We start from the raw sequence: 26,771 nt of genomic DNA, 5'->3' as shown, positions 1-26,771 counted from the left end.
CTATTGCCCGCTCATCTTTCGCTGCTGGAATCAGCGGCGAGCATTTCGCGCCTACCCTTTCTTGCTGCGTATTTGGACCAAGGATCAGACATGGAATCCCGCTCGACCCGGCTGTTTCACTTGCTGCTAGCGACGTTCGCAGTCGGATTGTTGGTCGCGCCGGCCGCGGCTCAAACCAACAACAATAACAACTTCCAGCAGTCAGGCGTTTACGTCGACGCGCAGGGCGTGTTGCGGATGCAGCAGGCTTCGGATCCGACCGGCCAACTGATGCGTCAGCGCGTGCAAGCCGCCAAGGCGACCTTGGCGCCGGAACTGACCAAGCCGAGCGAACTTCGCATGATCTCGCTCAATCGCTTGGAAGCGGCGCTCGCCAAGGCGACCGAAGAAAACAACACCATTCCGGAAGAGATGAAGAATCTCGCCGGCTTGACCCAGTTGAAGTACGTCTTCTTCTATCCCGAATCGGGCGACATTGTGATCGCCGGTCCGGCGGAAGGATTCGTCAGCGATCTTACTGGTCGCGCCGTCGGTACGACGAGCGGGAAAGCGATTCTATCGCTCGACGATATGATCGTCGCTTTGCGTGCTTACGCTCCTGGCACCAAGGGAGTGAACTTCGTCGGCGTCTCGATTGACCCGACCAAGGAAGGTTTGAAGAACTACCAAGAGTATCTCCGCAGCGTCGGGACCGACCTGGCCAAGATCAACGTGGCGACGCTCGTTCCGGGAATGCAGCAAGCCCTCGGCAAGCAAGACGTGACCGTCACCGGCATCTCGCCGAAGACCAACTTCGCCAAGACGCTGGTCGAAGCGGACTATCGCATGAAGTTGATCGGCATCGGCCTGGAACGTCCTCCGGTTCGGATTCCGAGCTACACCGAAAAGTCGCGCGGCGGTTCGAAGAACGCTCTGCAGCGTTGGTTCTTTACCCCGAACTACGAATGCGTGAAGCTGAGCGAAGACGGCCTGGCGATGGAACTGGTCGGCGAAGGCGTGAAGCTGATTGGCGAAAACGAAATGGTGACCCGCGACGGCGGTCGCGTGCAGTCGGGCGGCGAAGATCCGGCCAGCCGGATGTTCACCATGGCTTTCACCAAGGCGTATCCCGAACTGGCCAAGCGTTCGCCGGTCTACGCTCAGATGCGTAACCAGATCGACATGCTGATCGCGGCCGCTTACATCCAAGAGTACGACCTGTACGGTCAGGCCCACTGGAACCTCGGCGTCTTCAACGACGAAAGCCGCTACCCGGTCGAAGTCTACAACGCTCCGAACCAGGTCGAAACCGCCGTCAACGCGGTCTGGAAGGGGAATCGCCTGGTCACGCCGATCGGCGGCGGCGTCTCGATCAAACCGAAGTACGCCCTGTTGCCGGAACAGATGATCGAAGACGAAAATGGCGCCCTCGAGAAGGAACGTGCCGAAATCAAAGTTCCGGAACTCGCCCCGGGCCAATGGTGGTGGGACTAAGCGTTCCCCGCTTAAGCAAGAAACAAAGAAAGCCGATCCAAGTTGGATCGGCTTTTTTTATTGGCTCGTCGGCTTGCTTCTTGTAGGGTCCGTTGTGCAGACCGGACGTAGTTGGCGATTCGCAATTGCCCAACACTAGCCCGCAGCGCAAGCGAGGGAATGCGGTCGGAATCTGGCGAAGAGCTGGGCCTATGTTTTCGGCTCCACGCGTAGGGAAGCTCTGACAATTGCGCCGCGCAAATTCCCTCGCTTGCGCTGCGGGCTAGTGTTGCGCTGGCGCGCCGCTTGATACGGCAACGTCGAACTAAACCGGAACGGCCGTCGTCTTGTTCGCTTCGAGGAAGGTCGAGCGATATTCCCGCGGCGTCATCTGCTTGATCTTGCGGAAGCTGCGGTTGAAGCTCGACAGGTTGTCGAAGCCTGACTTCAGGCTGACGTCCAGGATGCTGTCGCCGGTTTCCATCAGCAGGCGGCAAGCGATGCCGATCCGCAGTTCGCTGACGTATTGCGTCACGGTGCGGCCGGTGGCTCGCTTGAACATCCGGCTGAACGACGACGGGTTCATGTCGACTTCTTTGCAGATCGCAGCGTGCGACAGCTCGGGATCTTCCAGATGTTCGTTGATGTAATTGCAGGCCTTGTCGATGCGCCAGTCCGAAGCGTTGTCGAAGCCCGGCGTGTAGCCTTCGCTGGCCAGGACTTCGCCCCCTTCTTCGGCGAGCAGGTTCAGGCATTCCAAGAGCGAGATCAGCTGCGGCAGCCCTTGTTGCTCGGGCATCCGCTTCATGATCTCGCCAACCTTGTGCGTCGTTTCGGCGCCAAAGAGGAGGCCGCGGCGAGCTTTGTGCAGCATCATCCGGACGTCGGTCAGTTCCGGCGCGTCGAAAAACGTGGCGCCGAGGAAGTCGATGCTGAACTGAATGACGTAGGCGATGTGCCGGTCGAACTTCTTGCCGACGAAGTCGTCAGAAAGCCACGTGTGCGGCAGGTTCTCGCCAGAGAAGACGAGATCGCCAGGGCTGTAGCGAGCGACATGGTCGCCGACTAGCCGCGTGCCCGTCCCATAAGGAACGAAGGTGATTTCCAATTCTGGGTGCCGGTGCCACTTCGCCGGAGTCTCAAGCGCCGAGCGCTCAAAGCAGCGAAATGAATGTCCAGGCGGCGGAACGAGTTTTTCAAATGCAATCGTCACGACAGCTGTCTACGCGTGGGTTTGCGATTTCTGGGGCTCTCTTTTTAAGATAGCCATACTGGGCACGTATGCACACGAGATCTTGGATTTTTCGGGAAATAGCGCGTGAATTCGCCCAATATCACCTCAAATCAGTCCCTGACGCCCGCTTTGTGCCCCCCGGAAGGAGCAATGTCAACGACGGTTCTGAGCGGCGGTGCGAGCGATTTCTCCCCCCGATGGCGCCAAAATTGCCCGGGGCGAATTCCGGCGACTGCATCTCCGGCGGCGACCCTGCCGGTTTCAAACAGGGTGCACGCGGCGCGGTAGAGGAGCGGCACGATCAACTGGGCGTCGATGCCGCGAAAGTGACACTGCACGTCCGGCAAGCCAAGCGTGTTGAGCCCGACGCTGTCGAGCAGCGCGTCTTGGAGGTTGGCGTCGGCGCCATCTTCGTACTCAACCACGCGGAACTGGCGGATATGGATCGCGCCGGGGGCGAGCCATGGGTGCTCTTCGAGCGAATCGACCGCGGCCAGAAACTCGGCGGGGGAAACGAAGGATCGGGAAGCGGTCCAGTAGATCGCGTCGCAGGGCGCCGAATGGAGGATCGCGGCAACGACCTGTTGGATCATCCGCAGGCGACGCGCCGCTGGCAGATCAAGGGCGCGGACGTCGGCGACTTGGATTTCAAATTTGCACTCGGCGGCGACGTCGCGCGCTTCGGGCCAGTTCCACGATTGCTCCAAGCCTTCGGTCCACGCTTCGTCGCAAGTCGCTTCATCAAACGGGGCCGGGGTCGCGATCCACTGCGCTTTTTCGAAAAGGGGCTCGCTCCGGACGAAAGCTAGCAGCCCCTCATCACGGTCCCCGTCTAGTGGCGTAAAATCGGGCGCATAATTCTCCAGCTTCGCAAGAATCGCTGACTTACGAAGCGTTGGACGCGAGCGATAGAGGAGGCGAACGACGTATGCTTTGGCGGCTTCCACCGAATTAAATTCCTAGGAGCGATAGTGGTGCGAACTGCGGCGAAGCGGTTCAAAAAAACGTCGCCGACGACGATCGAAAACGGGTTCGTTTATTGTAGACGAACCGTTTGCGCACTGCGAATTTAGCGGCCGAAATCTAAGCAGGTTAGCGGCGTCTATTTTGCATTTTCTTCGAGAAATATCAGGTAATATCTCTCCGCGCATACGCTTATAATATTGGGCACGCCCTGCCTTTGATCACTGTCGTCGACGTCGCCTTAGTGCGACCCATGGCCGCTCACTTGAATCCTTTTCCTGGGCTGGAGGATGGACGATGACAGAGCAAGCAGTTCGCTTAGATTTTCATGCGTTAGTAATGGAGCATCACTTGCTTCGCGAAATCCATTACGTCCTTTCCGCGGACGACAATGGACGAATGGAGCGGGTTTCGTTGACCGGCATGTTGGACGAACTTTACGATCGTCTGTACGAGCATTTTTTAGCCGAAGAACATGGCGGTTACATGAGCGACGTGCTCCGTCGCGCACCTCACTTGGCGGATGAGGCCGCAAGATTGTCAGGCGAACACCCTTTATTTTTGTTGGAAGTAAGAGAATGTCGCCGCGAGGCGGACTATCAGGAGGCGCCATACAGCGCCGACCTGCGAGGTCGCTTCCGGAAGTTCGCCGAACGCTACCTGCATCACGAGCATCATGAGAACTCGCTCGTGCAACGTGCGTTCGACGTCGACATCGGCGTCGGCGATTAGCCGTTGTTAACGACGATGCCAAGCCAACCATTTTTGGAACAAGGCTTTCACTAGAGGAGAGAGCTTCGTGCGGCGATATTGATCGGCGATTCGTTTAAGAACTTCGACCTGCGTCGGGTAGCAATGGATCACGCTGGAAAGCGTATCCAACTTCCGGCCGCTGGTCATCAAGAGGGCGACCTCGCCGATCATTTCGCCGGCATGCGGCGCAACGATCGTAGCTCCTACCACTGTGCCGGATCCCCGCCGCGTATGAATGACGGCGTAGCCGGCCGTTTCTCCGTCGACCACCGCACGGTCGACGTTCCTCATCTCTTCGCGATAGCTATCGATCTGCAAGCCTTGTTCCTGCGCTTGCGCCGGCGTCAAACCGACATGGGCGACTTCCGGATCGGTATAAGTCGTGCGCGGCATGATCATGTTCGAGAGCCGCTCGTTGCCGTAGAAGAGCGAATTGCGCAGACAGGCCCGCGCCATCGCATCGGCGGCGTGCGTGAACTGATAACTGCCGGCGATGTCTCCAGCGGCGAAGATGCGCGGATTGGTCGTCTGCAGGCGATCGTTAACGATCACTCCTTTCTTGTTGAACTCGACCCCCGCCTTATCGAGGCTCAGCCCCTCGACGTTCGGCCGTCTGCCAAGCGCCACCAGGATGGCGTCGACTTCGATCACTTGCGTATCGCCGGCCGCATCGATCGTCACCCGGATCGAGTCGCCGTTCTTTTCGACCCGCGTCACCAGGTGATGAAAGTAAAGGTGAACTCCTTCGCGCAGCAGTTGTTGCCGAATCACGTCGCTGGCGGCCGGCTCTTCGCGCGACAAAGGACGCGATTCCTTTTCGATCGCGTGGACTTCGCTCCCAAAGCGGCGAAAGGTCTGGGCCATCTCGGCGCCAATCGGACCCAAACCGAGCACCGCCAGACGGGCCGGCAACTTGGTGAGCGAAAAGATCGTTTCGTTGGTCAGATAGCCGGATTCTTCCAGGCCAGGAATCGGCGGAACTTGCGGGCGACCTCCGGTGGCGATCACGCAGCGGGCGAACTTGAGCGTTTGCCCGGCGACTTGAACGGCGTCAGGTGCGGTAAACTTGGCCGCTCCCAGGTAGACGTCGACCCCCATGTCGGAGAACCGCTGCGCCGCATCATGGCGCGAGATATCGGCGCGGGCATGCCGCATTCGCTCCATCACGCGCTCGAATTCAACCCGCGGATCGCAGACCGGATTCACGCCGTACGACGGAGCGGTTTGAAACGCGTGCGCTGCGCGGGCGGAGCGAATCAGGCTTTTGCTCGGTACGCAGCCGAAGTTCAAACAGTCGCCGCCGAGCAGTCCCCGTTCGATCAGGGCCGAGGTTCCTCCCAAGCCGGCGGCGCCGAGCGCCGCAATGATGCCGGCCGAACCGCCGCCGATCGCGATCAAGTTGTACTTTCCGCTGGGGATTGGGTTGCTCCAATCGGGCGGATGGACATGATTCACCAGCGCCGCGTTGTATTCGTCGGCGGGAAGCATTTCGATCGAATTCATGAGCGAGGTCTATCTGGCCAAATTGGGAAGATGGCGGCGCCCTGCTGCGCTCGGTACAGAAAATATGGTACCCAATCGGCAAGGCGTCGGCTGCAGCCAGAAAAAAAGCCGGAGTCTTTCCGAAGACTCCGGCTGACGAAAGAAGTGTAAAAAGATTGCTGGGCCCGTGGGGCGTGGTGCAGCGCCATCCGTCCTTGGGCGCTTTCAGCCGAAGATTTCCCACGGGAAACGATCGGCCGGGCGAGCATGCACATTCCGCGACGCGGAATGTGCATGCAGCCAATGCTTCGTTACTAGGCGACCAATTCCTTGATCACCTTACCGCCGTTGGCGATTTTCATCGGCCGGCCGTTCTTGCTGGTGAAGGTCGTTTCGAGCGAAATGCCCATCGCTCGGCAAACGGTCGCCATCAAGTCTTCGGCCGAGTAAGGTTCGGTTTCGACGCGGGTACCATCTTCGCTGGTCTTCCCAACGGCGATGCCGCCGTTGATGCCGCCGCCGCCGACGACGGTGCTCCAGCTGCGGGCCCAGTGGTCACGGCCGGTGTTGCCGTTGATCCGCGGGGTGCGGCTGAATTCGCCCATCCAGACGATGGTGGTGTCTTTGAGCAAACCGCGTTGTTCGAGGTCGGTGACCAGGGCCGACATCGCCTGATCCATGACCGGCAGCTTGGTGTCGGAAAGGGTGTTGAAGATGTTGGCATGGTTGTCCCAACCGCCGAGGTCGACTTCGATGAAGGGGACGCCCGCTTCGACCAGACGACGAGCGAGCAAGCAGCCTTGGCCGAAGCCGTTGGTGCCGTACAGCTCTTTCATCGCTTCCGGCTCTTCGCTGACGCGGAAGGCCTTCATCTGTTCGCTGGTCATCAGGTTGACCGTCTTGTTCAAGATCTTGGCGTGATCTTCGGCGGCCGGACCGCGGCGTTGGCTGATGAAGCCGTTTTCGACGAGCTTCAGCATCTCGAGACGCTTGCCGAGCGTTTCGTCGCTCATGCCTTGCATCTTCAGGTTGCGAACCTGGCCGTTGCTGCTGACGGTGAACGGGGCCCAGGTCATGCCCAAGAAGCCCGGTCCAACGCTACCGCCGCCAACCGAGACGAACGGCGGGATTTCGAGGTAGGGACGTTGGTCAAACAGTTCGTGCGCGATGACCGAACCGTAGCCCGGGTGTTCGATGTTCGGGTTCGGCACGTAGCCGGTGTGCATGTAGTAGCGACCGCGGTTGTGGTCCGCTTCGCGGGTGCTCATCGAGCGAACGACCGACAAGTGCTTCATGACCTTGGCGGTCTTCGGCATGTGTTCGCAGATCTGCAGGTCGCCGGAGGTCGAGATCGGCTTGAACGGACCGCCGGTCGTTTGGCCCGGCTTGAGGTCCCAGATGTCCATGGTGCTCGGACCGCCACCCATCCAGAGCATGATGCAGCTCTTGCCGCGGCTGGTCAGATCAGCGGCATGAGCGCGGATCGACTGACCCATCATCATCGCCGGAGCGACCATGGCCGAGGCGCCCGCCATATGCTTCATAAAGTGACGTCGCGACATCCCGGTGGGAATGGACATGTTCTCTCTCCGTCTCAAAAAGGGTGATAAGCCTTGCCGGTGTTCGTTTAGTGATCGAGCAAAAACTCGTTACTGTTTAACAGCGCCCACCAGACGTCTTGCAACGCGGCAGGCATTTCATCTTTACGAGCAGTCAAAATCTGACTGATCGACTTTCGTTCGCGGGCGTTCGGCTTGCGCGCGAGCGCCGCTAAAAAGAGGTGATCGATTTTTTCGCTGGGCGACATGTTGCTGTTGATGACGCTCTTCAGCACGCCGCTATCAAGCCGCGTCGCGTTTTCCATCAAGCGGCCGTTCATCATTTCGAGCGACTGCGCGTAGGAGCCGTCGAGGGCGTGTTCGACCGAACCTTCGTCGTCGCCCATCTCGCGAGCGAATTGCCCGAGCCATTGATGACGAGCGGCCGGATCGGCGATCAGCGCCGGCGTACGGCGCGACTGAGCGACCATCTCCAGCGATTGATAAAGTTGCTCGGCTTCCATCTGTCGCGTGTAGTAGTGCGCGAACAGGGGTTTGCCGGCATACGGTTGATCGGCGATTTGGTCGTTGGAAGTTTGGCTCGAAAGCTGGAAAGCGTCGGTCAGCGCCATCCACCGCATCAGCCGCTTCAAGTCGAAACCGCTCGCGGCGAAGTCGCCTGAGAGTTCCTTCAGCAGTTCCGGATGCGACGGCGGGTTGTGCGTTCCCATGTCGTCGACCAGCGGCGTGAAGCCGACGCCGAAGAAGTGCTGCCACATGCGATTGACGGTCGCTTCGGCGAACATGTCGCTGTGGGTGACGTACTCGGCCAGGTAGTCGCGGCGATTGACTTCGCTAACGCGTCCGCTCGGCGGAATCGGTTGCTCGCCGGGGAACTGCGGATAGGCGACGTCGACGACGCCGTTGTTGCGCTCGAAGTAAACGAAGCCTTGATCCGGCTTGTCGCCCGGAGGTGCATAGTCCTTGTCGACGACTTGCAGGCTATCCTTCCCCTTCACCGAATGCGATTGACGGAAGAAGGCGTTCAGCTGCCAGTATTGTCGCTGATCAAACGCATCCCACGGATGATTGTGACATTGCGAGCATTGCGCCTGACGGCCGAGGAAGACCTGGCACGTCTTCGCGGTGGCGAGGGTCGCGTCTTGGTCGAGCAGCGCGCCGAGGAAGTTGACCGCCGGGTTGTAGTCGGCGGAGCCTGGTTTGTTGCTGCCGGAAGCGGTGAGCAGTTCGCGAGTAAGCGAATCGTACGACTTCCCAGAGACGAGGCTTTCGCCCAAATACTTTTCAAACGCGGTGCGATCGACATCGCTGTCGTCGTTCATGCCAACGGCGCGACCGATCAAGGTGTTGGCCAGACGCGAGCCCCAGTACTGCGACAGTTCAGCGCGATGCGCTTCGCCATACAGGATTTCGTCGACCAGCTTCTCGTTGCGATCGCGACCACGCTGCGACGCGAAATGTTTGATCTCGTCGACGGTCGGAATTCGGCCGAGCAGACGGAGATAAACGCGGCGGCACCATTCTTCCGGCGTCGCTTCATCGGTCGGCTTCACGCCTGACTCTTTCCAGCCGGCGGCGAGCGCGTCATTGATTTCGGTCACGACCTGGGCGTCGGTCTTGGCGAGCGACGGAATCGGCTCGGCGATGATCTGCGGACGGGGCGACTTGTTCGGCTGCGGATTGTTGTTGGCGGCGACTTGCGGCGGCGCATCGATCTTCGGCATCGACGGCGCGACGGCCGGCGCCGGGCTGTTGTCAGCGACTTGCGTCTTGGGAGGAGCCGGCTCGATCGGTTCGAGCGGCTTGTCGTTGGTCGCGACTTTGACCGGTTCGACGGTCGCCGCGGGGTTGGCTTTTTGTTCGTTGGCCAGACGTTCTTGTTCCAGCTGATTGCTACGAATCACCCAGGCGCCGAAGGCGACGAGCGCCAACAGCGTGATCGACATCCCGACGGAAGCGGCCAACTGGCGACGACGAGCCCAGACGGTGCGGCGGCGGGCGAGTTCGCTGCGAGTGACGCCCGACTCGGTGACGTCCGCTTCCGCAACCGGCGCCGTCGCTTGCAGCGCGGCGTCATAGATCGGGGCCGAAATGGGGGCCGGATGCGAGGCGCCGTTCTGCGACGGAAGTTTGGCCAGGATGCGCGCGGTCAGATCGGGCGGGCTTTTCTGTTGGAAAAGCTCGTCGAGCAGAGAGTCGATCAGTGGATCGTCGCGATCGGTCATGACTTACGAGTCGACACGTGGTCTTCAAGACGCAATTTTCGTTCGATGCATTCGCGTAGTTGCGTCTTCGCGCGTTGCATCAGGTTTTTCGCTCCATGCTCGCCGACGCCGAGTGCGTCTGCGATCTCTTGCCGCGACTTGCGACTTTCAAATCGCATTCGCAGCGCCGTTTGGGCCCGGGCGGTTAACGACGCCAAACATTCCTGCAAGACGGCGAGAACCTCTTCCCCTTGATCAGTCGCAGTCACTTGCTGCCAGAACGCGTCGATCTTTTCGACTTCGTCGGTCACGATCAGACGCTTCTGACGGCGCCTCAGATCGATCAGCAGGTTGTGGGCGACCCGTCGCAGGTAAGCGGCGGTGGCGGTTCGATCAAAGTCGTCAAACGGTTTCTGCAGGACTCGAAGAAACGTTTCCTGCGTCAGGTCTTCCGCCTCGTGATCGTCGCAGCCTAGCGAACGCAAATACCGCCAGACCCCTGTTTGGTGGGTCTGAATCAGGCGGGTCGCCTGAGACGCGGCGTTCGTCAAATCGGTTGGCTGTTCGCTCATAGAAGCGGCCGAAACGGGCGATAGTACTCAAAAAGAGGGTTGCGGGAGGCCGAAAGGCTCGCAAGTCATTATTGCATAACTAGTTAGCTTGCGAGGCGAGCCGCCCGATAGGTGGAGGCCGGCTTCTCTATTCTATTTGCCGAGACGAGTTTTTGGCGAATTTTGCCCCCGGGTCGACCATGGCCGAGCCGGGCTCAGGAAAGGAGGCCCGCTTGTTCCTTTTCGCCTGGGGAGGGGAAGCTCCTTTAATCCGGTTCGTAGTGAGAGGCGGAATTTATTGTACCGCGGGCTCCTCTTCTTTCCGCGCCGCGACTCTTTCAGCCGATACAATGCCGTTAGAGGGAGTTTCGTGGGAAAAGCGAAGGAGTGATGTGATGCGGCGCGGCATTTCGATTCTGGGACTGACGGTCATGTTGTCGCTGTTGATTGGCGGCGGCGCCTTCGCGCAAGAGGTGCGCGTCTTGCCGGGCCCGCATGCGCTGCCGAACGGTTTGTCCGACTACATGCACTTCCTGGCGCGGCAGCAGCTCGACTCGCTCCGGCTCTTTAGCGATTACATGGAGCAGCGGGCCAAAGAGAACCAGGTACCGCGCGGGCTTTACCTCAATGCGAAAGCGATGCAGCTGCAAGCCGAGTTGGCCTCGGCCGAAGATCCGGCCCTGAAGAAAGAGTTGCTGACGGAAATGGCGAAGCTGTACGACGAGCGGCTGAAGCTGGACGCCAATACGCCGAATCAAACCTGGTACGGCGTCGACCGGGTGAAGCTCGGGGACTACATGAAGCGCGAGTACCAGCTGTTTGAACAACAAGCGGCCGAGCAGGCCAACAAGCCGGCCAAACCAGCGAAGCCGGCGGCGAAAAAGTAAAGCGAACGGAAAGACTGAATCGATGTCGGCGAGAAACAGCTTGGAGATTGGAGACGCGGCGCCGCATGTGACGGTGCAAACATGTCAGGGAGAGCCGGTCCAGTTGGCCGATCGTTGGCGCGACCAGCCCCTGTTGATTCAATTCGCGCGGCATCTCGGCTGTCCTTTTTGCCGCGATCGAGCGCAACAGCTGAAGCTCGATTACGCCGAGATCGCCAAACATCGGGGCGACGTCGTCTTCATCACGATGGGGCCGCACGAACGAGCGCAACAGCTGAAAGAAAGCATGCAGCTGCCGTTTGACGTGCTGGTTGATCCGCATCGCTCGGCCTATCAGGCGTTTCGCGTTCCGCGGGGAGGCTTCTCGGAGATCGCCGGACCGCGGGTTTGGCTACCGGGGCTGAGCGCCGTGCTGCGGAGCGGGATTGGTACGCCGGGGGATGACCTGGTGCAACTGCAAGGGACGTTCGTCGTTGACGAAACAGGGGTGATCCGGCTCGTCCATACTCCGCGACACTCGGCCGATTTTCCCCAGCTGTCGGAGGTTTTGGCGGCGCTCGACTCACAAACGGCGGCGTCATGAAAGCGGAGCTCTTCGCCGTCGAAATTCGAACCGCGGAATTCGAGACGATGCTCGAGTGGTACAAAAACGTACTGCAGCTCAAAGTCGGCATTCGGCAGCAGGAAGAGGGATACGCTCTGCTCGTGGGCGACGGATATCGCATCGCCCTGCTCTCTCGCGATGACGCGATCCAGGGGCAAGCGATCGTCAGCCTGGCAATTGAGGTGGATGACTTCGACGTCTGGCGCGAATCCCTCAACAGCAAAAGCGTCCCGCTGGTCGCCCAGGAAAACCGGGAAGGGTTTCGCGAACTGAAGCTGACCGACCCGGATGGGAATCGGGTGAAGTTGTTCGCGTGGCGCTAATACTAGCCCGCAGCGCAAGCGAGGGAATGCGTGCGCAACTGAATGACTAATGACTAAGCCCTAATGTCTAATGAACAAGAGAAACAGATTCTTGGCATTAGACATTAGGGTTTAGTCATTAGGGATTTCCATCCACATTCCCTCGCTTGCGCTACGGGCTAGTGTTGGGCTCTACTAGTGCGTGTGCTGCACGTCGGTGCCTGGCAAAAGCTCTTGTAGACGCTTCACTCCTTCGGCGGTGATCGGCGTTTCGTGCAGATAGAGATGTTTGAGCGACTTCAATTTCGCCAGGTCTTCGATGGCGTCGTCGGTTACTTGGACGTCGACCAGGTAGAGAGATTCTAGATTCGGCAACTCCGAAAGCGGCGCGATGCCGGCGTCGGTGATTCCGGTTCTGGCGAGACTGAGGACGCGCAAGGTTTTCAGCTTCGTGATGTGCGGAATCGCCGCGTCGGTGATGGTGGTGCGAAAGAGGGTTTGTTCGACGTCGGTGATGATGCTGCCGCCGAGATAGAGTTCGCGAAGGTTCGGCAGGTTTTCGGTGTGGACGAGCGCTTGATCGGTAATCGGCGCCCCACGGAGATCGAGGACTTCAAGGTGAGGAAGCCCGTCGACGATCGCCAACTCCTGGTCGGTCAATAGCAGCGGGTATCGCGTGGCGACGACTTGGATCTGGTCTTCGCCGTTACGGCCGATCTCGAGTCCGATCTCGCGAAACCTGGCGACCGTTTCATTCTGGTCAGTTCGCTCCGCTTCGACCGGCGCGGGAGTCATCGCCAGCGAGATTCCCCAGCCGATCGCCGCCAGCACGCCGCACATCACGACCAGCGCGCAGATCATGACGGCGAAATGCGAGAGGAGCGATTCTCGTTGGGGGCGCGTCGGTTCGATCGACATTTGGTCAGAGGAGTTGGCGAAAGGATTGCGAGGAGGAGCGTCACGCTTTAGTGTAACGGATAGGCAACACGAAGGAATCCATCGCCGCCGGGCGATGCTTTGATGAGACGCCGAGCTTCTCTACCAGGAATCGCCCCGATGCAACAAATCAAGATTTTCATGTCGGTCGAAAACGAAGTCTCGCAAACCGAAGCGGAAGTGAACGCGTGGCTGCGGGAAAGCGGCGTGCGGGTGTTGCAGATTTTCGGCAATATCGCTCCGCAGACGGCGCCGTTGGGCGATCCGCCGGGCAATTCGTCGGGCCCGCTCCGATTTCCCCCCTCCGACGTCATTTTGGTCGTTCTTTACGAAACGGCTTAACAGCCTGTCGATTTCCTCGGATCGGCTACGTTGCTGAGACAGAACCGATTGCGGCGTTGTGAATTCCTCGACATATCTATTGGATATGCCTGCGGATTCACGCCTTGCACTCGGTCCTGTCTCAGCAACTCGCTATCGAAGCAGAAAATCAACAGACTGTTTAGAACCCAACCGAACAAGCCTCCGTAGAAAGGCCGCGGCAGCAAGGAGCGCCGCGGAAACCATGTTTACGGAGGAATAGGCGTTATGCAGCGATCGGGTCGAACGCGTAAATCGGCGTCCACGTTGCGAGGCTTCGCCAACATGCTGCTGATCGAAGGATCCGGGCTGTTGGCGATTGCGGCGATGCTCGGAGCGCCGCTCGACGGGCTTTCTCCGCCGGCCGGGCAAAATCAAAATCACTCGGTCGCTTGTTGCAGCTGGGGCGCCAGCACGCCGATGGCGGCGATCCTGCGCTTCCTGCAGATCAGCGAATAGAAGGCGCCGCGTCTCTTGCTAGCGGCAGCAATACTGGCTCGGCGTCCGCGTCGACTTCCTCGACCGGCGGCTCCGCCTCTCTAGTTCGCGAGCCATGTTTTTCGACCAACATCCAAATCAAAAAGTAGACCGCCATCGCGGTGAAAATGGTCGACGCAAAAAAGCCAGCTGCAGGTGACGCGTCGATCGCTCCCATCAGTTGTCCCAGCCCAAACGCCGTGATGATCAACACGGCTTGCGACAGCGGGCCATTTCTTTCGGTCGCAATCAACCAGGCGGCCAGCCAGGTGATTGTCGCCAAAGCGGTCAGGCAGCCGAGCAGCAGGCCCGCATATTCGATCTGAAGCGGGAGCGAGCGAAACGCGGCGCAGAACACGGCGATCAGCGTCGTCAGACCCAAGATTTCGGCCAGGGAAAACTGCCGTCGTGAAGCGGTCAGGAGGCGACTCGCCAAAATCGGCACGGCGATCATCGTGACCATCGCCGAGAGGGATGCGAGCCAGATTTGCCAGGCGAGCGGCGTGAGCCGGGCCATCAGCATGGCCGCCATGACCGTCGCCCCAGAGCAAGCGAGCAGGCGAAAGGTCAGTTGCCGTCTGGGGGAAAGCCCCAGGTAGATCGCCGCCGCCCCGCATTGGGCGAGGATTTCGCCGAGCAGCAGGACTCCGGGCATGCTGCGTGCGCCAAATTTTTCGGCCGCGGCGAAAAAGGCCGCATCGACCGCCAGAGTGGCCGCGAGGAAGAGCAAACGTAGCAAACGGAGGGGAGTCATGCCTTTCAGCATGATTGCGGCTGCGGGCGAAGGGAAGCGCTACGGTCGCCGGGGTCGTTGCAAGGCGGCCGATTACGCTTCAGAATGTATCGGCCGTAACGATTTTTCCCTCCTCGACGCCATGACGCACGAAACGCTCCAAGAGATCGTCTGCTCGCTCGGATATCCCGCCGCGGGAAACCCGACGCAGTATGTCATGGAAAAGTGCTTTGAGGCCGCCGGCTGCGACTGGCGATGTCTGACGCTGGAGGTGGAGCTGGGCGACTTCGCTGAGGCGCTCCGCGGAACGCGAGCGCTCGGCTTTCTGGGAGTCTCTGTTGGGACTCCGTTCTTGAAAGAAGCGGTCGCGCTTTTGGATGAGAAGACGCCGGTGGTCGAAATCGGCGGAATCGTCAATTGCGTCTCGATTCGCGAAGGGAAACTCTTCGGCGAGAATACCGAAGCGGCGGCCGTCGCCAAGACCTTGGGGGACGTGACGGAGAAGCGGATCGTCATTGCCGGGGCCGGTAGCCGCGGACGTGCGATCGCCGCGCAATTGGCGGCGATGTCGCCGCAGAAGATGACGATCTTGGCCGCGGCCGACGAGCCGGGACAATCGCTCGCACATCGACTGCACGAAGACTTCTCGGTTGAAACGGCGTACGAACTGGCCGAAAAGCCGTTGCCGCTGTCCGACGTCGACATCGTGATCCAGACCGGCGACGCCGAGGAGACGCTCCTCTTCGATCCGGCGACGATCACCAAAGAGATGACGATCGTCGACCTGGCGATTACGCCGAGCAACGCGCTGGGAGACGCGGTTCTGTCGACCGAAGCGACGCTGCACGACGGCCTGACGATCGCCGCCCAAGTCCATGCACTCAACTACCGCATCTGGACCGGCAATGAAGCGGACGTGGCGATGATCCGCGAGACGCTGGAAGAGTATCTGGGGATCTAGGTCAGTCGTAGGTCAGGCCTTGGCCTGACGCAATCGCGTGACAGTTCGTCAGGCCAAGGCCTGACCTACACGAGGCGACGACTAGAGCAGCTTCACAACCCACTGAATCAGCATCACGGCGAAGATTGCCGAGAAGCCAACTGCGGACGCAGTCCCCAGGTTCCAGGTGGGAAGCCCCTGACGAATTCGCCAGAGCTGGCCGATGCGATACGGCACTTGGAACAGAACCACCGCAAACAGCAGGATGCCGGAGGGGTTGTAGGCGAGTGAGCCTGCCAAGTCGCCATGGGCGAGGAGAATAAAGCTGCGGGTCAGGCCGCAGCCGGGGCAATCGACGCCCCAGAAGAGCTTCATGCCGCAGCTGGGCGGAACGGCGAACTCGCTGAAGGGTAGATAGACCGTTTCGCCGGCTTGAAAGTTGAGTGCGAACGAAGCGATCAACACTGCCGACGACATCGCGAGCATCACCCAGTGAAAGGTGAGGGACGCACGCTCGGGAGACTCGACGAGTTCATACTGCTCCAGCGGAATCGCGTCGATCGCTTCTACGGAATCGCTCACTTGTCGCCCTTCTCTTTTTCGTCCGGGAAGAACGATTCGGGATCGACCGGCGGCTGCCAGCGGACGAGCGGGCCGACGTTCTTTTCGTAGGCGTCGGCGAACTTGTTGTACTTCTCGCGGATTTCCGTGTAGTGGGGCATCTGCTCCACCGCTTCGGTCTGGCATTCGACCGCTTTGGCGTAGTCCTTGTTCGCGTAGTAGCAGTGAGCCAAGGTGTCGAGATAGGCGCCTTCGCCGGGGGCGAGTTCCAGCGACAACAGGCTCGCTTCGATCGCGTGATCGAGATCGCCGTAAGTGTTGCCGACCAGCCAGGCGTATTGGTTCAGCTCACGCGTGTAGGTGCGAAGGTCGCTGCCGAGAAATTCGACGCCGCGGCCGTTCCGCTTGAAGAAGTCCCAATGCTTCTGGAAGTCTTCGACCGTCTTCTTGAACTCGGCCCGCGCGTCTTCGATTTTCGGGCGAGTCGATTCGAGCCATTTCGAATCCTTGGAAATCCGGTGCATCATGATCAGCACGTCGACTTCAAACGGGTCCCGTTCGTTCGCTTTGATCAGTTCCGTTTTGGCCAACTCGACGTCGCCCTTCTGTTCGGCGGCGCGAGCCAGGAAGTAGTGGTAGCGCGAACGATCTCCTTCCGCTTCGTCCGAGGTCTTGCCTCGTTTCGTTTCGGCATCGTAGATATCGATCAGCGGCTTGTAGATTGCGGCGGCGTCGGCGTAGCGTTTGCGATCCGAAAGCATTTCGCCCAGCTGACGCGTCGGCCAGGCGCTATAGCGCGGGCTGAGGGCGCCTTCTTTCTCGATCACGCGGCGATATTCGCGCTCGGCCCAGCGGATCAGCCCCCGATTGTGGAGCGCGGCTGCTGTCAGAAAGACGTTGTCGACCAGGGCGTCGTTCATGTGATGCGCCTGATCGGCGACGGCGGTCGCTTCGTCGATTTTGCTTTGGACCAGTTTCGCTTCGGCCAATAGGTAGAGGAGGTTTGCGTCATCGACGAATTGCCCGGTCACGACTCCCTCTTTTTCTTTTTGCTCTGGATCGGCGTAGTGAGCGGCCAGCTCTTCCACAATCTGCGGACCGCGCTGATTGAGGAGCCATGTGGTGATGTCGATCAATTCCGAGCTGGAGGGTTGGCTGATGCGAATCACTTGCCGCATCGTTTCGAGCGAGTCGTCATCGCGACCCAGTTTGCGCTGCTGTTCGACTTGCCAGCGCAACAGGTCCTGCACGATATGCCGCGTCGTCCGTTCGGGACGACCGGCGAACGTTTGCAGCTCTTGTTCGATCAGCGTTTGGCGCGCATCGATAGCCGGCGCCGGATCGTCGAGGCTCTTCTCGTACAGTCGCAACCAGACCGGACCGGTTCGCTCGCTGTTGCCGATCTCTTCGTTGATCGTTTCCTTCAGTTGCTGGATCGAATCAGGAGAGAGCCCAATCCCTTGATTCAACGCGATGACGAGGGCCGCTTCTTTCGAGAGACGCTCCGAGATTTCCAAACGGCTGATCCGCGACAGAGCCGAGATCGCATCCATCGAAGTGAGCTCGCCCAGTTGACCGATCAGGCTGCTCCGCTGGTCTTCGTTCTGTTTGCTGTAGCGGGTCAGGAAGGCGCGGACTTCCGGGCTGTAATCTTCGCGGGCCCAGTTGACGTTCAAGCTGCGAGCGAGGTACTGCGCACGGCGAGCGATCTCGAGATCGCGATGGTTCATCGCTTCGTAGACCTGGTCAAACGCGGCGACGCCGATCGCCGACAGTTCGTTTTGGGCCCGTTCGCGAATCGCGAAATTCTTATGCCCTAACTGTTGGATCAGCTGATCGATCCGATCGCGCGACGGGTCTTCATTGGCCGCAGCCAACGAAACGGGCCGCGACACGAAGGTCGAGAAAAGCGCAAGCAGAAGTACAAGTACCAGGCGGCCGCCCATAGGAGCCCTCCGCAATTGGATTAGCTGCAAAGATTTACTCACTCAGAATAACCGCTGAGTCGAGCCAGAGGCAAGGTTGATGACCGTTGTTATTCCCCCCAAAGGAGGCGTCATGGTGACGGAGGACCCTCGATCGCTGGTTCGGTTCGGCTGCGAATCGCCCAATAGGCGGCGCCACCGACCCCAAACGTGATCGCCACCGGCAGTAAAGCCCACGGCTGATTGATCGACATCAGCACCGCCGAAACGAGGGTGCCGATCAAATATAGTACCGGGGGAAGGCTGTGGAGACTAACCAGCGGCCCGGGGCGAACCGACGGCAGCAGCGCGCAGAACACGGTCAACGCGGCGCAGAGCGAGAGGGTCAGCCCCAAATAGCCGAGCAGCGACTCGAGCCGCGAATAAAACAAAATCATTCCAATCGCCAGGACGCTTTGCAGCGCGATCGCCGTTTGCGGGGCCGACTCTTGGGCGCGGAACGAATGATGCAAAAACCCATCGTCCGCCATTTTCGCATACACCCGGGGCGCGGCCATGATCATGCTCATCACGGAGGTGAAGAGGGCGATCACGATCGTAGCGCTGACCAGTTGCGACAACGGTTCGCCGCCGATCGCTTCGGCCGCGATCGCGGCGACTTCCGGCTTGCCGACGATCGCCGACGGCTCTGGAGCGTAGACGAAGACGGCGTTCAACAGGACGTAGAGGAGCGTGACGATCAGCGTGCCGATCAGCAGCGACTTCGGCACGTCGCCGGCGCTCTTCGCTTCGCTGGCGACATACACGGCGGCGTTGAAGCCCAGATAGCTAAGCGCGATCCAGACCAGCGAGTTGCCCAGCGCCAGCGCTAAACCCCAGCCGGTCAGCGGTTCGGCTGCCGGAAGGGGCGCTCCTTGCCAGTCGATGTCCGATGTGAGGGCCAGGAACAGGAAGAGACCGAGCAGCGCCAGTTTAAGCAGCACCACTACGTTCTGCAGACCGGCGCCAAGTCGCGCCCCCAAGCCATGCAACAAACCGCAGACGCCGACGGTGACGATCGCAATCGAGCCGTCGAGCAGCGGAAGGGGAATGCTGTGGGTGACGTACTTCTCGAGCGTGATCGCCGCGTAGGCGATCGCGCCGGTGAAGCCGGCGATCAGCGAAATCCACCCGCCGACAAAACCGGCGGCGGGATGGAGCGCTTGCGAGAGGAAGAGATACTCGCCGCCCGATTCCGGCATGACGCGACTCAGCTGTCCGTAGCTGATCGCTCCCATGATCGCGATAAAGCCGCCGACGATCCACGCCGCAACGACCCAGCCGGGAGATCCGACGCTGGCGAGCGTAAAGCCCGACGTCGTGAAGACGCCGGCGCCAATCATGTTGGCGACCACCAGAAACGTCAGAGTCCAGAGGCCGAACGCCCGGCGATCGCTCATTCGGCCGACTTTTTCCGGAACCGCAGGAAGTAGTTTTCCTTGAACGACTCGATCTTCGGCTCTTCCGCCAGCGTGAAGCCGGCTTGCTCGATCTCTTGGCGGAAGGTCTCCTTGCCGGCGCGGACGTGATCGAGCGTCCAGTCTCGCGACTCGCCAGGAATCCGCTCAAAATCGATCACCACCAGCGTCCCGTCCGAGCGAAGCGCTTGATGGATCGAAGCGAGGGTCGACTGCGGATACTCAAAGTGATGGTAGGTATCGCAGATGAAGACGAGGTCGACCGAGTCGGCCGGAAGCTGAATCGAACGCTCGCCGCCGAGAACGCAGGTAATGTTGTTCAGGCCCAACTCCGCGTTGCTGCTGCTGACGTGCTGCAGGAACTTCGGAGAGATGTCGACGGCGTAGACCCAACCGGTCGGACCGACGGCGCGGGCGAACAGACGGGTGTAAAAACCGGAGCCGGCGCCGACGTCGGCGATCCGCATGCCTGGTTTGATGCCGGCCGCTTTTAACACTTCTTCGCGGGCATGGTAAACCTCGCGGCTTTCGACTTCGAACCGCTCAATCCACGCGTTAACGTCGAGCGACTCATCCAGAAAGTTGGCGTTGACGCCAGGTTTGACGCTTTGCTCTACGGCCGGGGCCTTCTCTTGGGCGACGGCGTTCGCGGCGGCGACCATCCCAAGCAGGATGGTCGCGTACAAAACTAGAGAACGATACATGGGCATCGAGCGGTCCTTACTGCTGTTCGCCCATCAGTTTGGCGACGGTCGGTTCGACCGCTTCGGCCCAGATGCGATAGCCTTTTTCGTGCGGGTGCAGCAGGTCGGGCATCACTTCTTTGGCCAGCGTACCGTCTTCGGTCAGGAACTTGTCGTTGATGTTCAAGAAGAAGACCATCTTGTCGTCGGCCAGATCTTTGATGATCTCATTAGTGCCGTCGTTGATTTTACGCATCTCGTCAGTCTTGTTGGCGCTGCGGGGGAAGATGGCCAGGACCAGGACCTTCGTTTCCGGCAGCTTCTCACGCAGCTTGGCGACGATCTTCTTGATGCCGGCGGCGGTGTTTTCCGACGGGTCTTTGCGATGACCGGTGTTGTTGGTGCCGATCATCAGGATCGCGAGCTTCGGATGCATGTTGTCGAGTTCGCCATGTTCAAAACGCCACAGCACATGTTCGGTGCGGTCGCCGCCGTAGCCGATGTTGTGGGCGTTGCGCTTGCCGTAGAACTCTTCAAAAACTTCCTTCCCCTTCCCTTCCCAGCCGTGGGTGATCGAGTCGCCGATCATCAGCAGGTCAATCTTGTCGGCGGCTTTGGCGGCGGCCAGCTTTTGTTCGTGGCGATCTTTCCACCACTTCTGGTCGTTGCGCGATTCCGAGGTCACGGCCGTCGGTTCTTTCACGGCGTCTTCGGCGCGCGAAACGGTAACGAGAGCGAAGGAGGCTAGCAAGCCAATCATCCAGATACGCAGCATGGTGAATCTCAGCTGTTAGGAGGGTGGGGCGAGATGTTGAATAGGGTAAGCCGTGGCGCTGGCGCCCGACTTCTCTGATATTCTAGTTTCTCCCGGCGCTGCGTGCACGCCGCTCCGAAGAATCGGTTAATTTCCAAAACCGATGGCGGTCCTCGGAAGTAAGAAGCTTATGCTCGAAACCAACCGACTTACCAAAAGATACGGCGATTTCCTGGCGCTGGACGGGGTGACTCTGCACGTCCCGACCGGGCAGTGCTGCGGCGTGCTCGGGCCCAACGGCGCCGGAAAAACGACGATGTTTCGCCTGATCCTCGGATTTTTACGCCCCACTTCCGGTAGTGCGTCCATCGATGGAATGGATTGTCACGGACGCAGTTTGGACGTCCATCGCCGACTTTCCTACCTTCCGGGGGACGTCCGCCTGTTTGGCGAAATGAAGGGGCGCGAGGTCCTGCGGTTCTTCGCCGACGTCCACCCGCATGGGAGTCGCACGCGGTCCGAAGAGACGGCCCAGCGGTTGGATCTGGATCTCCGTCGCCGCGTCGCGTTCATGTCGACCGGGATGCGGCAAAAGTTGGGGCTGGCGATCGCTCTGTCGATCGACGCGCCGCTGCTAATCTTCGACGAGCCGACGACCAGTCTCGATCCGAACGTCCGGCACGAAGTGGTGCAAATGATCGGCGACGCCCATCAACGGGGCAAAACGGTCATCATCTGTTCGCACGTGTTGTCGGAGATCGAAGACATCTGTCAGCGAGCGGTGATCATGCGACAAGGGCGCATCGTCCATGATCAAGATTTGCATGCGATGCGGCGGCGACATGTGATTCGCGGCGTGTTGAAAGAGCCGCTACCGCAAGTTCCTCACGAACTGACTTCGCTCGTCGTCGACGTGCGGCAGACGGCGGAGACGTTCCAGATTGAGACCGACGGCGACTTGCAGCCGGCACTGGCCTGGATCGCCAATCTGCCGACGTCGCAAATTCAGATTTCGCAGCTTGGCTTGCGAGCGATTTACAACCGGTATCACTTCGAGCAGCCAGAGGCGGTTTCAGCATGAACACGGCGCTGTTGGTGCGATCGTTTCGCGAGGCGCGTTGGTTGTTGCTCGGTTCGGTAGTGACGATCTTCGGCTTTTGCATGATCCGGGCCTGGATTGTCGGCCGGGTCGAAATGAGCCGCTTTCAAAACATCGTGGAGATCCTCCGCCCCGAGGTCGAACGTTACTCGGCGGTCGACGTCGCGCAGCTCTTCACCTATCCAGGACGAGTCGGCGTGACGTTCAACGAGCCGCTGGTCGTCTTGTTGATGGTGACCTGGGCGATCGCTCGCGGCAGCGATTCGGTCAGCGGACCGCTGGGCCGGGGAACCATGGAGATGATGCTGGCGCAACCGATCAGCCGCTTTCAGCTCCTCTTTTCCAAAAGCCTGGTGACGGTCGTCGGCTGCGCGGTGATCGCGACCGCCGCGTGGCTGGGGACGCATACCGGCGTGCATACGACGAAGGTCAAACAAGAGAAGCCGCCGGTCGCGATCAAGCTGCCGGTTTTGAACATGAAGATCGAGGTCCCGTTCACCGAAGTGAAAGAGGCGCCGGTTCGCGTTCCATTGGCCGACTTCGTCGACACCAGCTTGTTCATTCCGTCGGCGATCAATCTTGGTTGCCTCGGCGTCTTCTTTGCGGGGCTGACGACCTGGATGAGTTCGTGGGATCGCTATCGCTGGCGGACGATCGGGATCGTGACCGGGTTTCTGATCGTGCAGATGATCGTCCGCGTCGTTTCGCTGGCGGTCGACACGGCCCACTGGCTGAAGTACCTCACGATCTTCACGCTCTACGAGCCGGAAGTGTTGACCTCGTACGGCGTCCGCTATCCGACCGAAGTCTGGACCTTCTACTTTGAGAACAACAAGGGAGAGTTGGCGCTCGGCGGACTGTCGCTTGTCAGCGGACTCTTGCTGGGAGGCGCTGCGACCTTCGCACTCGGTCATTGGATCTTCTGTCGACGAGATTTGCCGGCGCCGGTTTAAGTTCAATATCCGAACGTTACGCGTACAAAACTATGCAACGAGCATGGAGTTTGTGCCCGTAAGCTATTGGCGAATTGGGCGAAAGTTTGTTCGCGCAGAGCGTCGGTGGAGTCCCGTTGGTGAGCCATCCGTCCACTAATTTCGCGGGCGATGATTTAACGGAGTAAGGATCTCCGCAGCGAGCAAACCCGAATTGCGACGATTTTTGCAGTTTAATTCTCTAAATTTTCTATTTGTAGTCGCAGTGGATGCGATGGATTGGCGGCTGACTTTTCTGCATGCGGCAGGATGCCCAAGGCGCAAACGCTCGATCTGAATCAGCGCCAATCGATCGGAACTTTTCTGGCCGTCCCATTCAATGATGCGACGCGTCAACTTATCGATTTCCGTTCTTATCTTTACTTATCGTCTTCTCGACAAGGAAACCTCGTCATGCGATTTCCGTTGAATTCGCTGCGCAGAAGGGCCGGCTTTACGCTGGTCGAATTGCTGGTGGTGATCGCCATCATCGGCGTCTTGATCGCGCTGTTGCTTCCCGCCGTACAACAAGCCCGCGAAGCGGCCCGGCGGATGCAATGCACCAACAACCTGAAGCAAATGGCGTTGGCGGTGCACAATTATCACGACACCTATCTGGTCTTCCCGTCAGGGCACGTGCAAATCAACGACACCTTCTATGGGAACTGGTGCATTGGGATCTTGCCGTTCATCGAGCAGCAGAACTTGTACAACCAATATGACCACACGACCCATTGCAACACGTCGGCCAATGCGACGGTAGCGCGAACGCGCGTCGATGAGTTCATCTGCCCGAGCGATGCGATGACTTCGCCGATCATCCGACCGGCGTCCGGCTACAGCTACGACTTGCACGCCATCTCGTACAAAGCGATGGGAGGCTACAGCAACAACGGGGCGAAGAACTGGGATCACCTGGCCGAGATCAGCGGTCTCAACGGTTCGTGGAAAGGGGTTTTTCACACGGTCGGAACGGGGCACAGTCAGACGCTCGGCTTTGAGAAGATGGCCTCAATTACCGACGGCACTTCCAACACCCTGATGGTCGGCGAATACCATCAGCCGAAGGATCAACCGGCCCGCGGCGCCTTCTGGGGCAACTCGTACTGGGGCTACAACATCGGCATGGTGATCAACGAGCCGTATATCATTGGGAATCAGTATAACGACTGTGCGGCGGTCGCCAGCAACATCGGCGTTTGCCGTCGTGCGTGGGCTTCGCATCATCCCGGGGGCTTCAACTTCTCGCGAGCCGACGGCTCGGTCTCGTTCGTGCCGGAAACGGTTGATCTGACGATCTTCGCCGGTCTGGCGACGATGGGGGGAGGCGAAGTTTCGCAGCTGTAAGTCATTATCCTGGTCGCCTGGTCCGCATGCCGAAGGGATCGGCGTGCGGAGGGCGAGAACCGAATCCGCACCTCGCTACGATCAAGAGCGAACCAAATATGAAACAATCACGAATTCACCACGGCGCCCTGCTGCTGTTAGCGCTGGCGACTTGCACGCCGGCGCTGGTCGGCTGCGGCGCGCGAGGCGCACCGACCGCTCCCGTTTCGGGAACGGTCACCGTCGGAGGAAAACCGCAGGCGAACCTGGTCGTCAGCTTCATGCCGCAGACCGGCAAGCTGGAGGCGGGCAAAGGTTCGATGGGAGTCACCGACGCCGCCGGAAAATATACGCTGCGAACCACCGACGACGAGCCGCGCGACGGCGCGCTGATCGGCAAACACAAAGTCGTGATCCGCGTCCGCATGGAAGAGCGTTCGGAAGATGATCCGGCCGCCGCCCAGAAGCCGCCGCTTCAATTGCCGGCCAAAGCGATTGACGGCAGTATGGAGATCGAAGTGACGGCCGACGGAACGACGACCGCCGACTTTCAGCTATAAAGAATCTGCGACGATCCGCCAATAGTCGCGACCGCCGGCGTCCAGCCATGCCGGCGGTTTTTTTATGCGCCTACTCTTTCTTCAGTCGTCCCACCGACGACTGAAAGTATTTCTGCCGGCGCGGCGCGGCGTCTTCCGACTTGGCGTCCTGCTGCGACGCGAGGTCTTGCAGGTTGGCCTGGCAGACGCGACAGCCGACCGTGTCGAGATGAAACTGGATATAGGCCGCTTCTTCATCGTCGAGGACTTGCAGGAGATAGCTGCCGAGCGTTTCGCGACTGGGGCAAGTCAGCCGATGCCGCCGCCAGATCTCGCCGATCGTGTGGACGCCGGCGTCTCGACGTCCGTTGATTTGCGAAAGCTGTTCGGCGAGTTCCGGCTGCTTGCGCAGCGTCTCTTCGATTTCGGCCATTCGCTCGGCGGGGAGCGCCTCGTCGAGATAGGCTTCGAGATCGGTTTTGCTGATAGGTCGCGTCATGAACGACAGTTTCTCCTGAATAGCGCGTGAAGGCTACCCTTCGACGTGGTAGACCTCTTCAAACGGTTGAATGACGACGAAGCCGTTCCCGCGGAATTCCATCTGGAACGACTCGCCGCTGCCGCGACCGAAGAAGGTTTTGAGCGAGACGTCGGTCCGCAAACTCGGTTCTAGACTGCCGCTCCACGCGACCGTCGCGTTCGGGTCGGTGTAGACCGGGCAATCAGGCGTAACGACCAACGTCAGCGGTTCGTAGTGGGTGGTGACCGCGACCATGCCGGTGCCGCGCAGGTGAACCTGGAACAGGCCGCCGGCGAGCATCGACGAGACCCGCTTCATCATTTTGATGTCCCAGTCGACGGTCGGCTCGAAGGCGAGGATGTCGTTCCCGTTGACGACGATCGCTTCGTTTTCGAGTTTGAGAATCTGCACCTTCTTGCCGTAGTCGGCCAGATAGAGCTTCCCCCGCCCTGTCGCTTTGGTGAGCCGGGCGCCTTCGCCGGTGACCGCTTTCTTCAAGAAGCCGCCAAGCCCTTTTTCAAAGACCCCTTCCCGCTCGAACTTGATATTCCCCAAGTAGGAGACCATCGAGCCCATCTTGGTCCAGATCATCCCGTTCAGATTGACTTCCAGCAGACGCGGGCTCTCCATTTCGAAGATTCCCTGTCCGCGATCTCGTTGGCGGGTTTGTTCGACAAATTCGCGCAAGGTGTAACGGTTGGCGACGTCAGCAGTGCTCATGATTTCCCCCGGGGATCTTGATTAGGTGCGATGATGAGAAGCGGCGACGTTGCGTTTGCCGGGCAACGACTACCGCATGGGTGACTATTCGCGGTAAGTGAGCGGATCTTAGTTGGATGCGTAAAGTTCTGGGAAGATCTCCTCGTTGAGGCCTTGTTTACGCACCGCCGCGCGCAGCTTCGCCAGGAAGTCGAATTTGTAGTTGGCGACGTTCTGTTCGGTCAGGCCGAGGAGATCGGCCACGTCTTTGTTGGCGTAGCCGCGGACCAGCAGCAACTCCAGGCACTGGATCTTCACCCAGTCGCCGCGACTGCGCCAATGTTCGATTTGGCCTTGGATCGCTTCGACCAGGGCCGCTTCTTCCAGGTCGCGACGTTCGCCGCTACGGACGATGCTCGACGCGGCGCGCTGCGGACCAGGGAGCTCCCAGTTGTCGCTCGAACCTTCTCCGCTCGAATGAATCGGCAACGTCGGACGGCGACCTTCGCGGCGCAGGTGGTCGGTCAGCTTGTAAGCGCAGATCGCGAAGAGGTAGCTCTCCAGCGAGCGTTTCCCGTCGTAGTTGGGCAAGCTGTTCAGGAAGCCGATGAACGTCTCTTGCACGACGTCTTCGCTAGGCGCACGACGACGCAAACGACTTTCGGCGAAGGCGAGTAAGCGACCTTCGTAGCGGCCGATTAAATCGGTCCACGCGTCAGCGTCGCCGGTGCGAATCCGATCGATCAGCAGAACGTCGGTTTCAGAAACCTCAGACATAGGCGGCATTTTGGACGGTAAGA

28 protein-coding genes are annotated in these 26,771 nt (G+C 59.7%); 12 read left to right on the top strand and 16 right to left on the bottom strand.

Translation table 11 applies throughout. From position 1 onward, the window contains the following. Positions 1 to 90: 90 nt before the first annotated feature. Positions 91 to 1,473, top strand: a complete 1,383-nt coding sequence (locus LOC68_RS14990; protein WP_230220202.1) for a DUF1598 domain-containing protein — start codon at positions 91 to 93, stop codon at positions 1,471 to 1,473. A gap of 304 nt (positions 1,474 to 1,777) precedes the next feature. On the opposite strand, the gene LOC68_RS28555 is transcribed toward LOC68_RS14990, so the two are convergent. Both LOC68_RS28555 and LOC68_RS28550 read right to left on the bottom strand, forming a co-directional pair. Beyond that, a complete protein-coding gene (locus tag LOC68_RS28555) occupies positions 1,778 to 2,665 on the bottom strand; it encodes a helix-turn-helix domain-containing protein (protein WP_230220200.1) in 888 nt (295 codons plus the stop codon). Positions 2,666 to 2,796: 131 nt separating this feature from the next. Then, a complete protein-coding gene (locus LOC68_RS28550; protein WP_230220198.1) occupies positions 2,797 to 3,633 on the bottom strand; it encodes a DUF4261 domain-containing protein in 837 nt (278 codons plus the stop codon). Positions 3,634 to 3,946: 313 nt separating this feature from the next. On the opposite strand from LOC68_RS28550, the gene LOC68_RS14975 reads away from it, so the two are divergent. Beyond that, positions 3,947 to 4,381 (top strand): hypothetical protein, encoded by a 435-nt coding sequence (locus tag LOC68_RS14975; protein ID WP_230220196.1) that lies wholly within the window; start codon positions 3,947 to 3,949, stop codon positions 4,379 to 4,381. 6 nt (positions 4,382 to 4,387) lie between these two features. Here the strand turns inward: LOC68_RS14975 and LOC68_RS14970 are convergent, their stop codons facing one another. The 4 genes from LOC68_RS14970 to LOC68_RS14955 form a co-directional block, all read right to left on the bottom strand. Next, positions 4,388 to 5,905 carry a mercuric reductase gene (locus LOC68_RS14970; RefSeq protein ID WP_230220194.1) on the bottom strand — a complete coding sequence of 506 codons (1,518 nt, stop codon included), beginning with the start codon at positions 5,903 to 5,905 and terminating at the stop codon, positions 4,388 to 4,390. 293 nt (positions 5,906 to 6,198) lie between these two features. Beyond that, complete coding sequence (locus tag LOC68_RS14965; RefSeq protein WP_230225149.1) at positions 6,199 to 7,446, bottom strand: DUF1501 domain-containing protein; 1,248 nt, start codon at positions 7,444 to 7,446, stop codon at positions 6,199 to 6,201. A gap of 65 nt (positions 7,447 to 7,511) precedes the next feature. Next, positions 7,512 to 9,668, bottom strand: a complete 2,157-nt coding sequence (locus LOC68_RS14960; protein ID WP_230220192.1) for a DUF1549 domain-containing protein — start codon at positions 9,666 to 9,668, stop codon at positions 7,512 to 7,514. Then, positions 9,665 to 10,219 (bottom strand): RNA polymerase sigma factor, encoded by a 555-nt coding sequence (locus LOC68_RS14955; RefSeq protein ID WP_230220190.1) that lies wholly within the window; start codon positions 10,217 to 10,219, stop codon positions 9,665 to 9,667. The genes LOC68_RS14960 and LOC68_RS14955 overlap by 4 nt, the downstream gene beginning before the upstream one ends. A 374-nt stretch (positions 10,220 to 10,593) precedes the next feature. On the opposite strand from LOC68_RS14955, the gene LOC68_RS14950 reads away from it, so the two are divergent. From LOC68_RS14950 to LOC68_RS14940, 3 genes are read left to right on the top strand one after another with little or no spacing between them, the layout of a single operon-like run. Then, entirely contained in the window at positions 10,594 to 11,085 is a 492-nt protein-coding gene (locus LOC68_RS14950) for a hypothetical protein (protein ID WP_230220188.1), read from the top strand. 22 nt (positions 11,086 to 11,107) lie between these two features. Further along, a complete protein-coding gene (locus LOC68_RS14945) occupies positions 11,108 to 11,668 on the top strand; it encodes a peroxiredoxin-like family protein (protein WP_230220186.1) in 561 nt (186 codons plus the stop codon). Continuing rightward, positions 11,665 to 12,012: a VOC family protein gene (locus LOC68_RS14940; RefSeq protein WP_230220184.1), complete on the top strand. Its 348-nt coding sequence runs from the start codon at positions 11,665 to 11,667 to the stop codon at positions 12,010 to 12,012. The genes LOC68_RS14945 and LOC68_RS14940 overlap by 4 nt, the downstream gene beginning before the upstream one ends. A 174-nt stretch (positions 12,013 to 12,186) precedes the next feature. On the opposite strand, the gene LOC68_RS14935 is transcribed toward LOC68_RS14940, so the two are convergent. Beyond that, complete coding sequence (locus LOC68_RS14935) at positions 12,187 to 12,909, bottom strand: leucine-rich repeat domain-containing protein (protein ID WP_230220182.1); 723 nt, start codon at positions 12,907 to 12,909, stop codon at positions 12,187 to 12,189. 138 nt (positions 12,910 to 13,047) lie between these two features. Here LOC68_RS14935 and LOC68_RS14930 point away from each other — a divergent pair, with 138 nt between their 5' ends. After that, positions 13,048 to 13,269: a hypothetical protein gene (locus LOC68_RS14930; protein ID WP_230220180.1), complete on the top strand. Its 222-nt coding sequence runs from the start codon at positions 13,048 to 13,050 to the stop codon at positions 13,267 to 13,269. A 246-nt stretch (positions 13,270 to 13,515) separates the two neighbouring features. Continuing rightward, positions 13,516 to 13,746, top strand: a complete 231-nt coding sequence (locus LOC68_RS14925) for a hypothetical protein (RefSeq protein ID WP_230220178.1) — start codon at positions 13,516 to 13,518, stop codon at positions 13,744 to 13,746. Here LOC68_RS14925 and LOC68_RS14920 read toward each other — a convergent pair. After that, positions 13,736 to 14,530 (bottom strand): hypothetical protein, encoded by a 795-nt coding sequence (locus tag LOC68_RS14920; protein ID WP_230220176.1) that lies wholly within the window; start codon positions 14,528 to 14,530, stop codon positions 13,736 to 13,738. The genes LOC68_RS14925 and LOC68_RS14920 overlap by 11 nt on opposite strands. Here LOC68_RS14920 and LOC68_RS14915 point away from each other — a divergent pair. Continuing rightward, positions 14,517 to 15,458, top strand: coding sequence for a shikimate dehydrogenase family protein (locus tag LOC68_RS14915; protein ID WP_230220174.1), 942 nt, complete (start codon positions 14,517 to 14,519; stop codon positions 15,456 to 15,458). The genes LOC68_RS14920 and LOC68_RS14915 overlap by 14 nt on opposite strands. A gap of 81 nt (positions 15,459 to 15,539) precedes the next feature. Here LOC68_RS14915 and LOC68_RS28545 read toward each other — a convergent pair whose 3' ends face one another. The 5 genes from LOC68_RS28545 to LOC68_RS14890 form a co-directional block, all read right to left on the bottom strand. Continuing rightward, complete coding sequence (locus LOC68_RS28545; RefSeq protein WP_230220172.1) at positions 15,540 to 16,019, bottom strand: DUF2752 domain-containing protein; 480 nt, start codon at positions 16,017 to 16,019, stop codon at positions 15,540 to 15,542. Beyond that, on the bottom strand, positions 16,016 to 17,893 hold the full coding sequence (locus LOC68_RS14905) for a tetratricopeptide repeat protein (RefSeq protein WP_230220170.1): 1,878 nt from the start codon (positions 17,891 to 17,893) through the stop codon (positions 16,016 to 16,018). Before LOC68_RS14905 ends, LOC68_RS28545 begins: the two co-directional genes overlap by 4 nt. A gap of 161 nt (positions 17,894 to 18,054) precedes the next feature. Then, entirely contained in the window at positions 18,055 to 19,362 is a 1,308-nt protein-coding gene (locus LOC68_RS14900; protein ID WP_230220168.1) for an APC family permease, read from the bottom strand. Next, a complete protein-coding gene (locus tag LOC68_RS14895) occupies positions 19,359 to 20,084 on the bottom strand; it encodes a class I SAM-dependent methyltransferase (protein WP_230220167.1) in 726 nt (241 codons plus the stop codon). The genes LOC68_RS14900 and LOC68_RS14895 overlap by 4 nt, the downstream gene beginning before the upstream one ends. Before the next feature lie 16 nt (positions 20,085 to 20,100). After that, a complete protein-coding gene (locus LOC68_RS14890) occupies positions 20,101 to 20,838 on the bottom strand; it encodes a platelet-activating factor acetylhydrolase IB subunit (protein WP_230220165.1) in 738 nt (245 codons plus the stop codon). A gap of 169 nt (positions 20,839 to 21,007) precedes the next feature. On the opposite strand from LOC68_RS14890, the gene LOC68_RS14885 reads away from it, so the two are divergent. The 4 genes from LOC68_RS14885 to LOC68_RS14870 all read left to right on the top strand — a co-directional run bounded on the left by LOC68_RS14885 (position 21,008) and on the right by LOC68_RS14870 (position 24,773). Next, positions 21,008 to 21,898 (top strand): ABC transporter ATP-binding protein, encoded by an 891-nt coding sequence (locus LOC68_RS14885; RefSeq protein WP_230220163.1) that lies wholly within the window; start codon positions 21,008 to 21,010, stop codon positions 21,896 to 21,898. Then, complete coding sequence (locus LOC68_RS14880) at positions 21,895 to 22,869, top strand: ABC transporter permease subunit (RefSeq protein ID WP_230220161.1); 975 nt, start codon at positions 21,895 to 21,897, stop codon at positions 22,867 to 22,869. Before LOC68_RS14885 ends, LOC68_RS14880 begins: the two co-directional genes overlap by 4 nt. Positions 22,870 to 23,301: 432 nt before the next feature. Beyond that, on the top strand, positions 23,302 to 24,234 hold the full coding sequence (locus LOC68_RS14875; protein WP_230220159.1) for a DUF1559 domain-containing protein: 933 nt from the start codon (positions 23,302 to 23,304) through the stop codon (positions 24,232 to 24,234). Positions 24,235 to 24,332: 98 nt separating this feature from the next. Further along, entirely contained in the window at positions 24,333 to 24,773 is a 441-nt protein-coding gene (locus LOC68_RS14870; protein WP_230220157.1) for a hypothetical protein, read from the top strand. 70 nt (positions 24,774 to 24,843) lie between these two features. Here LOC68_RS14870 and LOC68_RS14865 read toward each other — a convergent pair whose 3' ends face one another. The 3 genes from LOC68_RS14865 to LOC68_RS14855 form a co-directional block, all read right to left on the bottom strand. After that, positions 24,844 to 25,251 (bottom strand): hypothetical protein, encoded by a 408-nt coding sequence (locus LOC68_RS14865; protein WP_230220155.1) that lies wholly within the window; start codon positions 25,249 to 25,251, stop codon positions 24,844 to 24,846. A 33-nt stretch (positions 25,252 to 25,284) separates the two neighbouring features. Beyond that, positions 25,285 to 25,992, bottom strand: coding sequence for an AIM24 family protein (locus LOC68_RS14860; protein ID WP_230220153.1), 708 nt, complete (start codon positions 25,990 to 25,992; stop codon positions 25,285 to 25,287). Positions 25,993 to 26,100: 108 nt separating this feature from the next. Further along, on the bottom strand, positions 26,101 to 26,748 hold the full coding sequence (locus LOC68_RS14855) for an RNA polymerase sigma factor (RefSeq protein WP_230220151.1): 648 nt from the start codon (positions 26,746 to 26,748) through the stop codon (positions 26,101 to 26,103). Positions 26,749 to 26,771: the final 23 nt, after the last annotated feature.

This window comes from Blastopirellula sediminis (genome assembly GCF_020966755.1).
In the GTDB taxonomy this organism is placed as follows: Bacteria; Planctomycetota; Planctomycetia; order Pirellulales; family Pirellulaceae; genus Blastopirellula; species Blastopirellula sediminis.
Note: the sequence above shows the minus strand (reverse complement) of the source record. Positions and strands in the feature narration are given on the sequence as shown.

Coding starts and splice junctions, on each gene's coding strand:
- LOC68_RS14865 (WP_230220155.1), bottom strand. CDS start 25,251: ATGACGCGACCTATCAGCAAAACCGATCTCGAAGCCTATCTCGACGAG.
- LOC68_RS14915 (WP_230220174.1), top strand. CDS start 14,517: ATGCCTTTCAGCATGATTGCGGCTGCGGGCGAAGGGAAGCGCTACGGT.
- LOC68_RS14965 (WP_230225149.1), bottom strand. CDS start 7,446: ATGTCGCGACGTCACTTTATGAAGCATATGGCGGGCGCCTCGGCCATG.
- LOC68_RS14950 (WP_230220188.1), top strand. CDS start 10,594: ATGCGGCGCGGCATTTCGATTCTGGGACTGACGGTCATGTTGTCGCTG.
- LOC68_RS14870 (WP_230220157.1), top strand. CDS start 24,333: ATGAAACAATCACGAATTCACCACGGCGCCCTGCTGCTGTTAGCGCTG.
- LOC68_RS14855 (WP_230220151.1), bottom strand. CDS start 26,748: ATGTCTGAGGTTTCTGAAACCGACGTTCTGCTGATCGATCGGATTCGC.
- LOC68_RS14900 (WP_230220168.1), bottom strand. CDS start 19,362: ATGAGCGATCGCCGGGCGTTCGGCCTCTGGACTCTGACGTTTCTGGTG.
- LOC68_RS14935 (WP_230220182.1), bottom strand. CDS start 12,909: ATGTCGATCGAACCGACGCGCCCCCAACGAGAATCGCTCCTCTCGCAT.
- LOC68_RS14875 (WP_230220159.1), top strand. CDS start 23,302: ATGCGATTTCCGTTGAATTCGCTGCGCAGAAGGGCCGGCTTTACGCTG.
- LOC68_RS14930 (WP_230220180.1), top strand. CDS start 13,048: ATGCAACAAATCAAGATTTTCATGTCGGTCGAAAACGAAGTCTCGCAA.
- LOC68_RS14925 (WP_230220178.1), top strand. CDS start 13,516: ATGCAGCGATCGGGTCGAACGCGTAAATCGGCGTCCACGTTGCGAGGC.
- LOC68_RS14945 (WP_230220186.1), top strand. CDS start 11,108: ATGTCGGCGAGAAACAGCTTGGAGATTGGAGACGCGGCGCCGCATGTG.
- LOC68_RS14895 (WP_230220167.1), bottom strand. CDS start 20,084: ATGTATCGTTCTCTAGTTTTGTACGCGACCATCCTGCTTGGGATGGTC.
- LOC68_RS14990 (WP_230220202.1), top strand. CDS start 91: ATGGAATCCCGCTCGACCCGGCTGTTTCACTTGCTGCTAGCGACGTTC.
- LOC68_RS14970 (WP_230220194.1), bottom strand. CDS start 5,905: ATGAATTCGATCGAAATGCTTCCCGCCGACGAATACAACGCGGCGCTG.
- LOC68_RS14880 (WP_230220161.1), top strand. CDS start 21,895: ATGAACACGGCGCTGTTGGTGCGATCGTTTCGCGAGGCGCGTTGGTTG.
- LOC68_RS14975 (WP_230220196.1), top strand. CDS start 3,947: ATGACAGAGCAAGCAGTTCGCTTAGATTTTCATGCGTTAGTAATGGAG.
- LOC68_RS14860 (WP_230220153.1), bottom strand. CDS start 25,992: ATGAGCACTGCTGACGTCGCCAACCGTTACACCTTGCGCGAATTTGTC.
- LOC68_RS14940 (WP_230220184.1), top strand. CDS start 11,665: ATGAAAGCGGAGCTCTTCGCCGTCGAAATTCGAACCGCGGAATTCGAG.
- LOC68_RS14885 (WP_230220163.1), top strand. CDS start 21,008: ATGCTCGAAACCAACCGACTTACCAAAAGATACGGCGATTTCCTGGCG.
- LOC68_RS14955 (WP_230220190.1), bottom strand. CDS start 10,219: ATGAGCGAACAGCCAACCGATTTGACGAACGCCGCGTCTCAGGCGACC.
- LOC68_RS14920 (WP_230220176.1), bottom strand. CDS start 14,530: ATGCTGAAAGGCATGACTCCCCTCCGTTTGCTACGTTTGCTCTTCCTC.
- LOC68_RS14890 (WP_230220165.1), bottom strand. CDS start 20,838: ATGCTGCGTATCTGGATGATTGGCTTGCTAGCCTCCTTCGCTCTCGTT.
- LOC68_RS14960 (WP_230220192.1), bottom strand. CDS start 9,668: ATGACCGATCGCGACGATCCACTGATCGACTCTCTGCTCGACGAGCTT.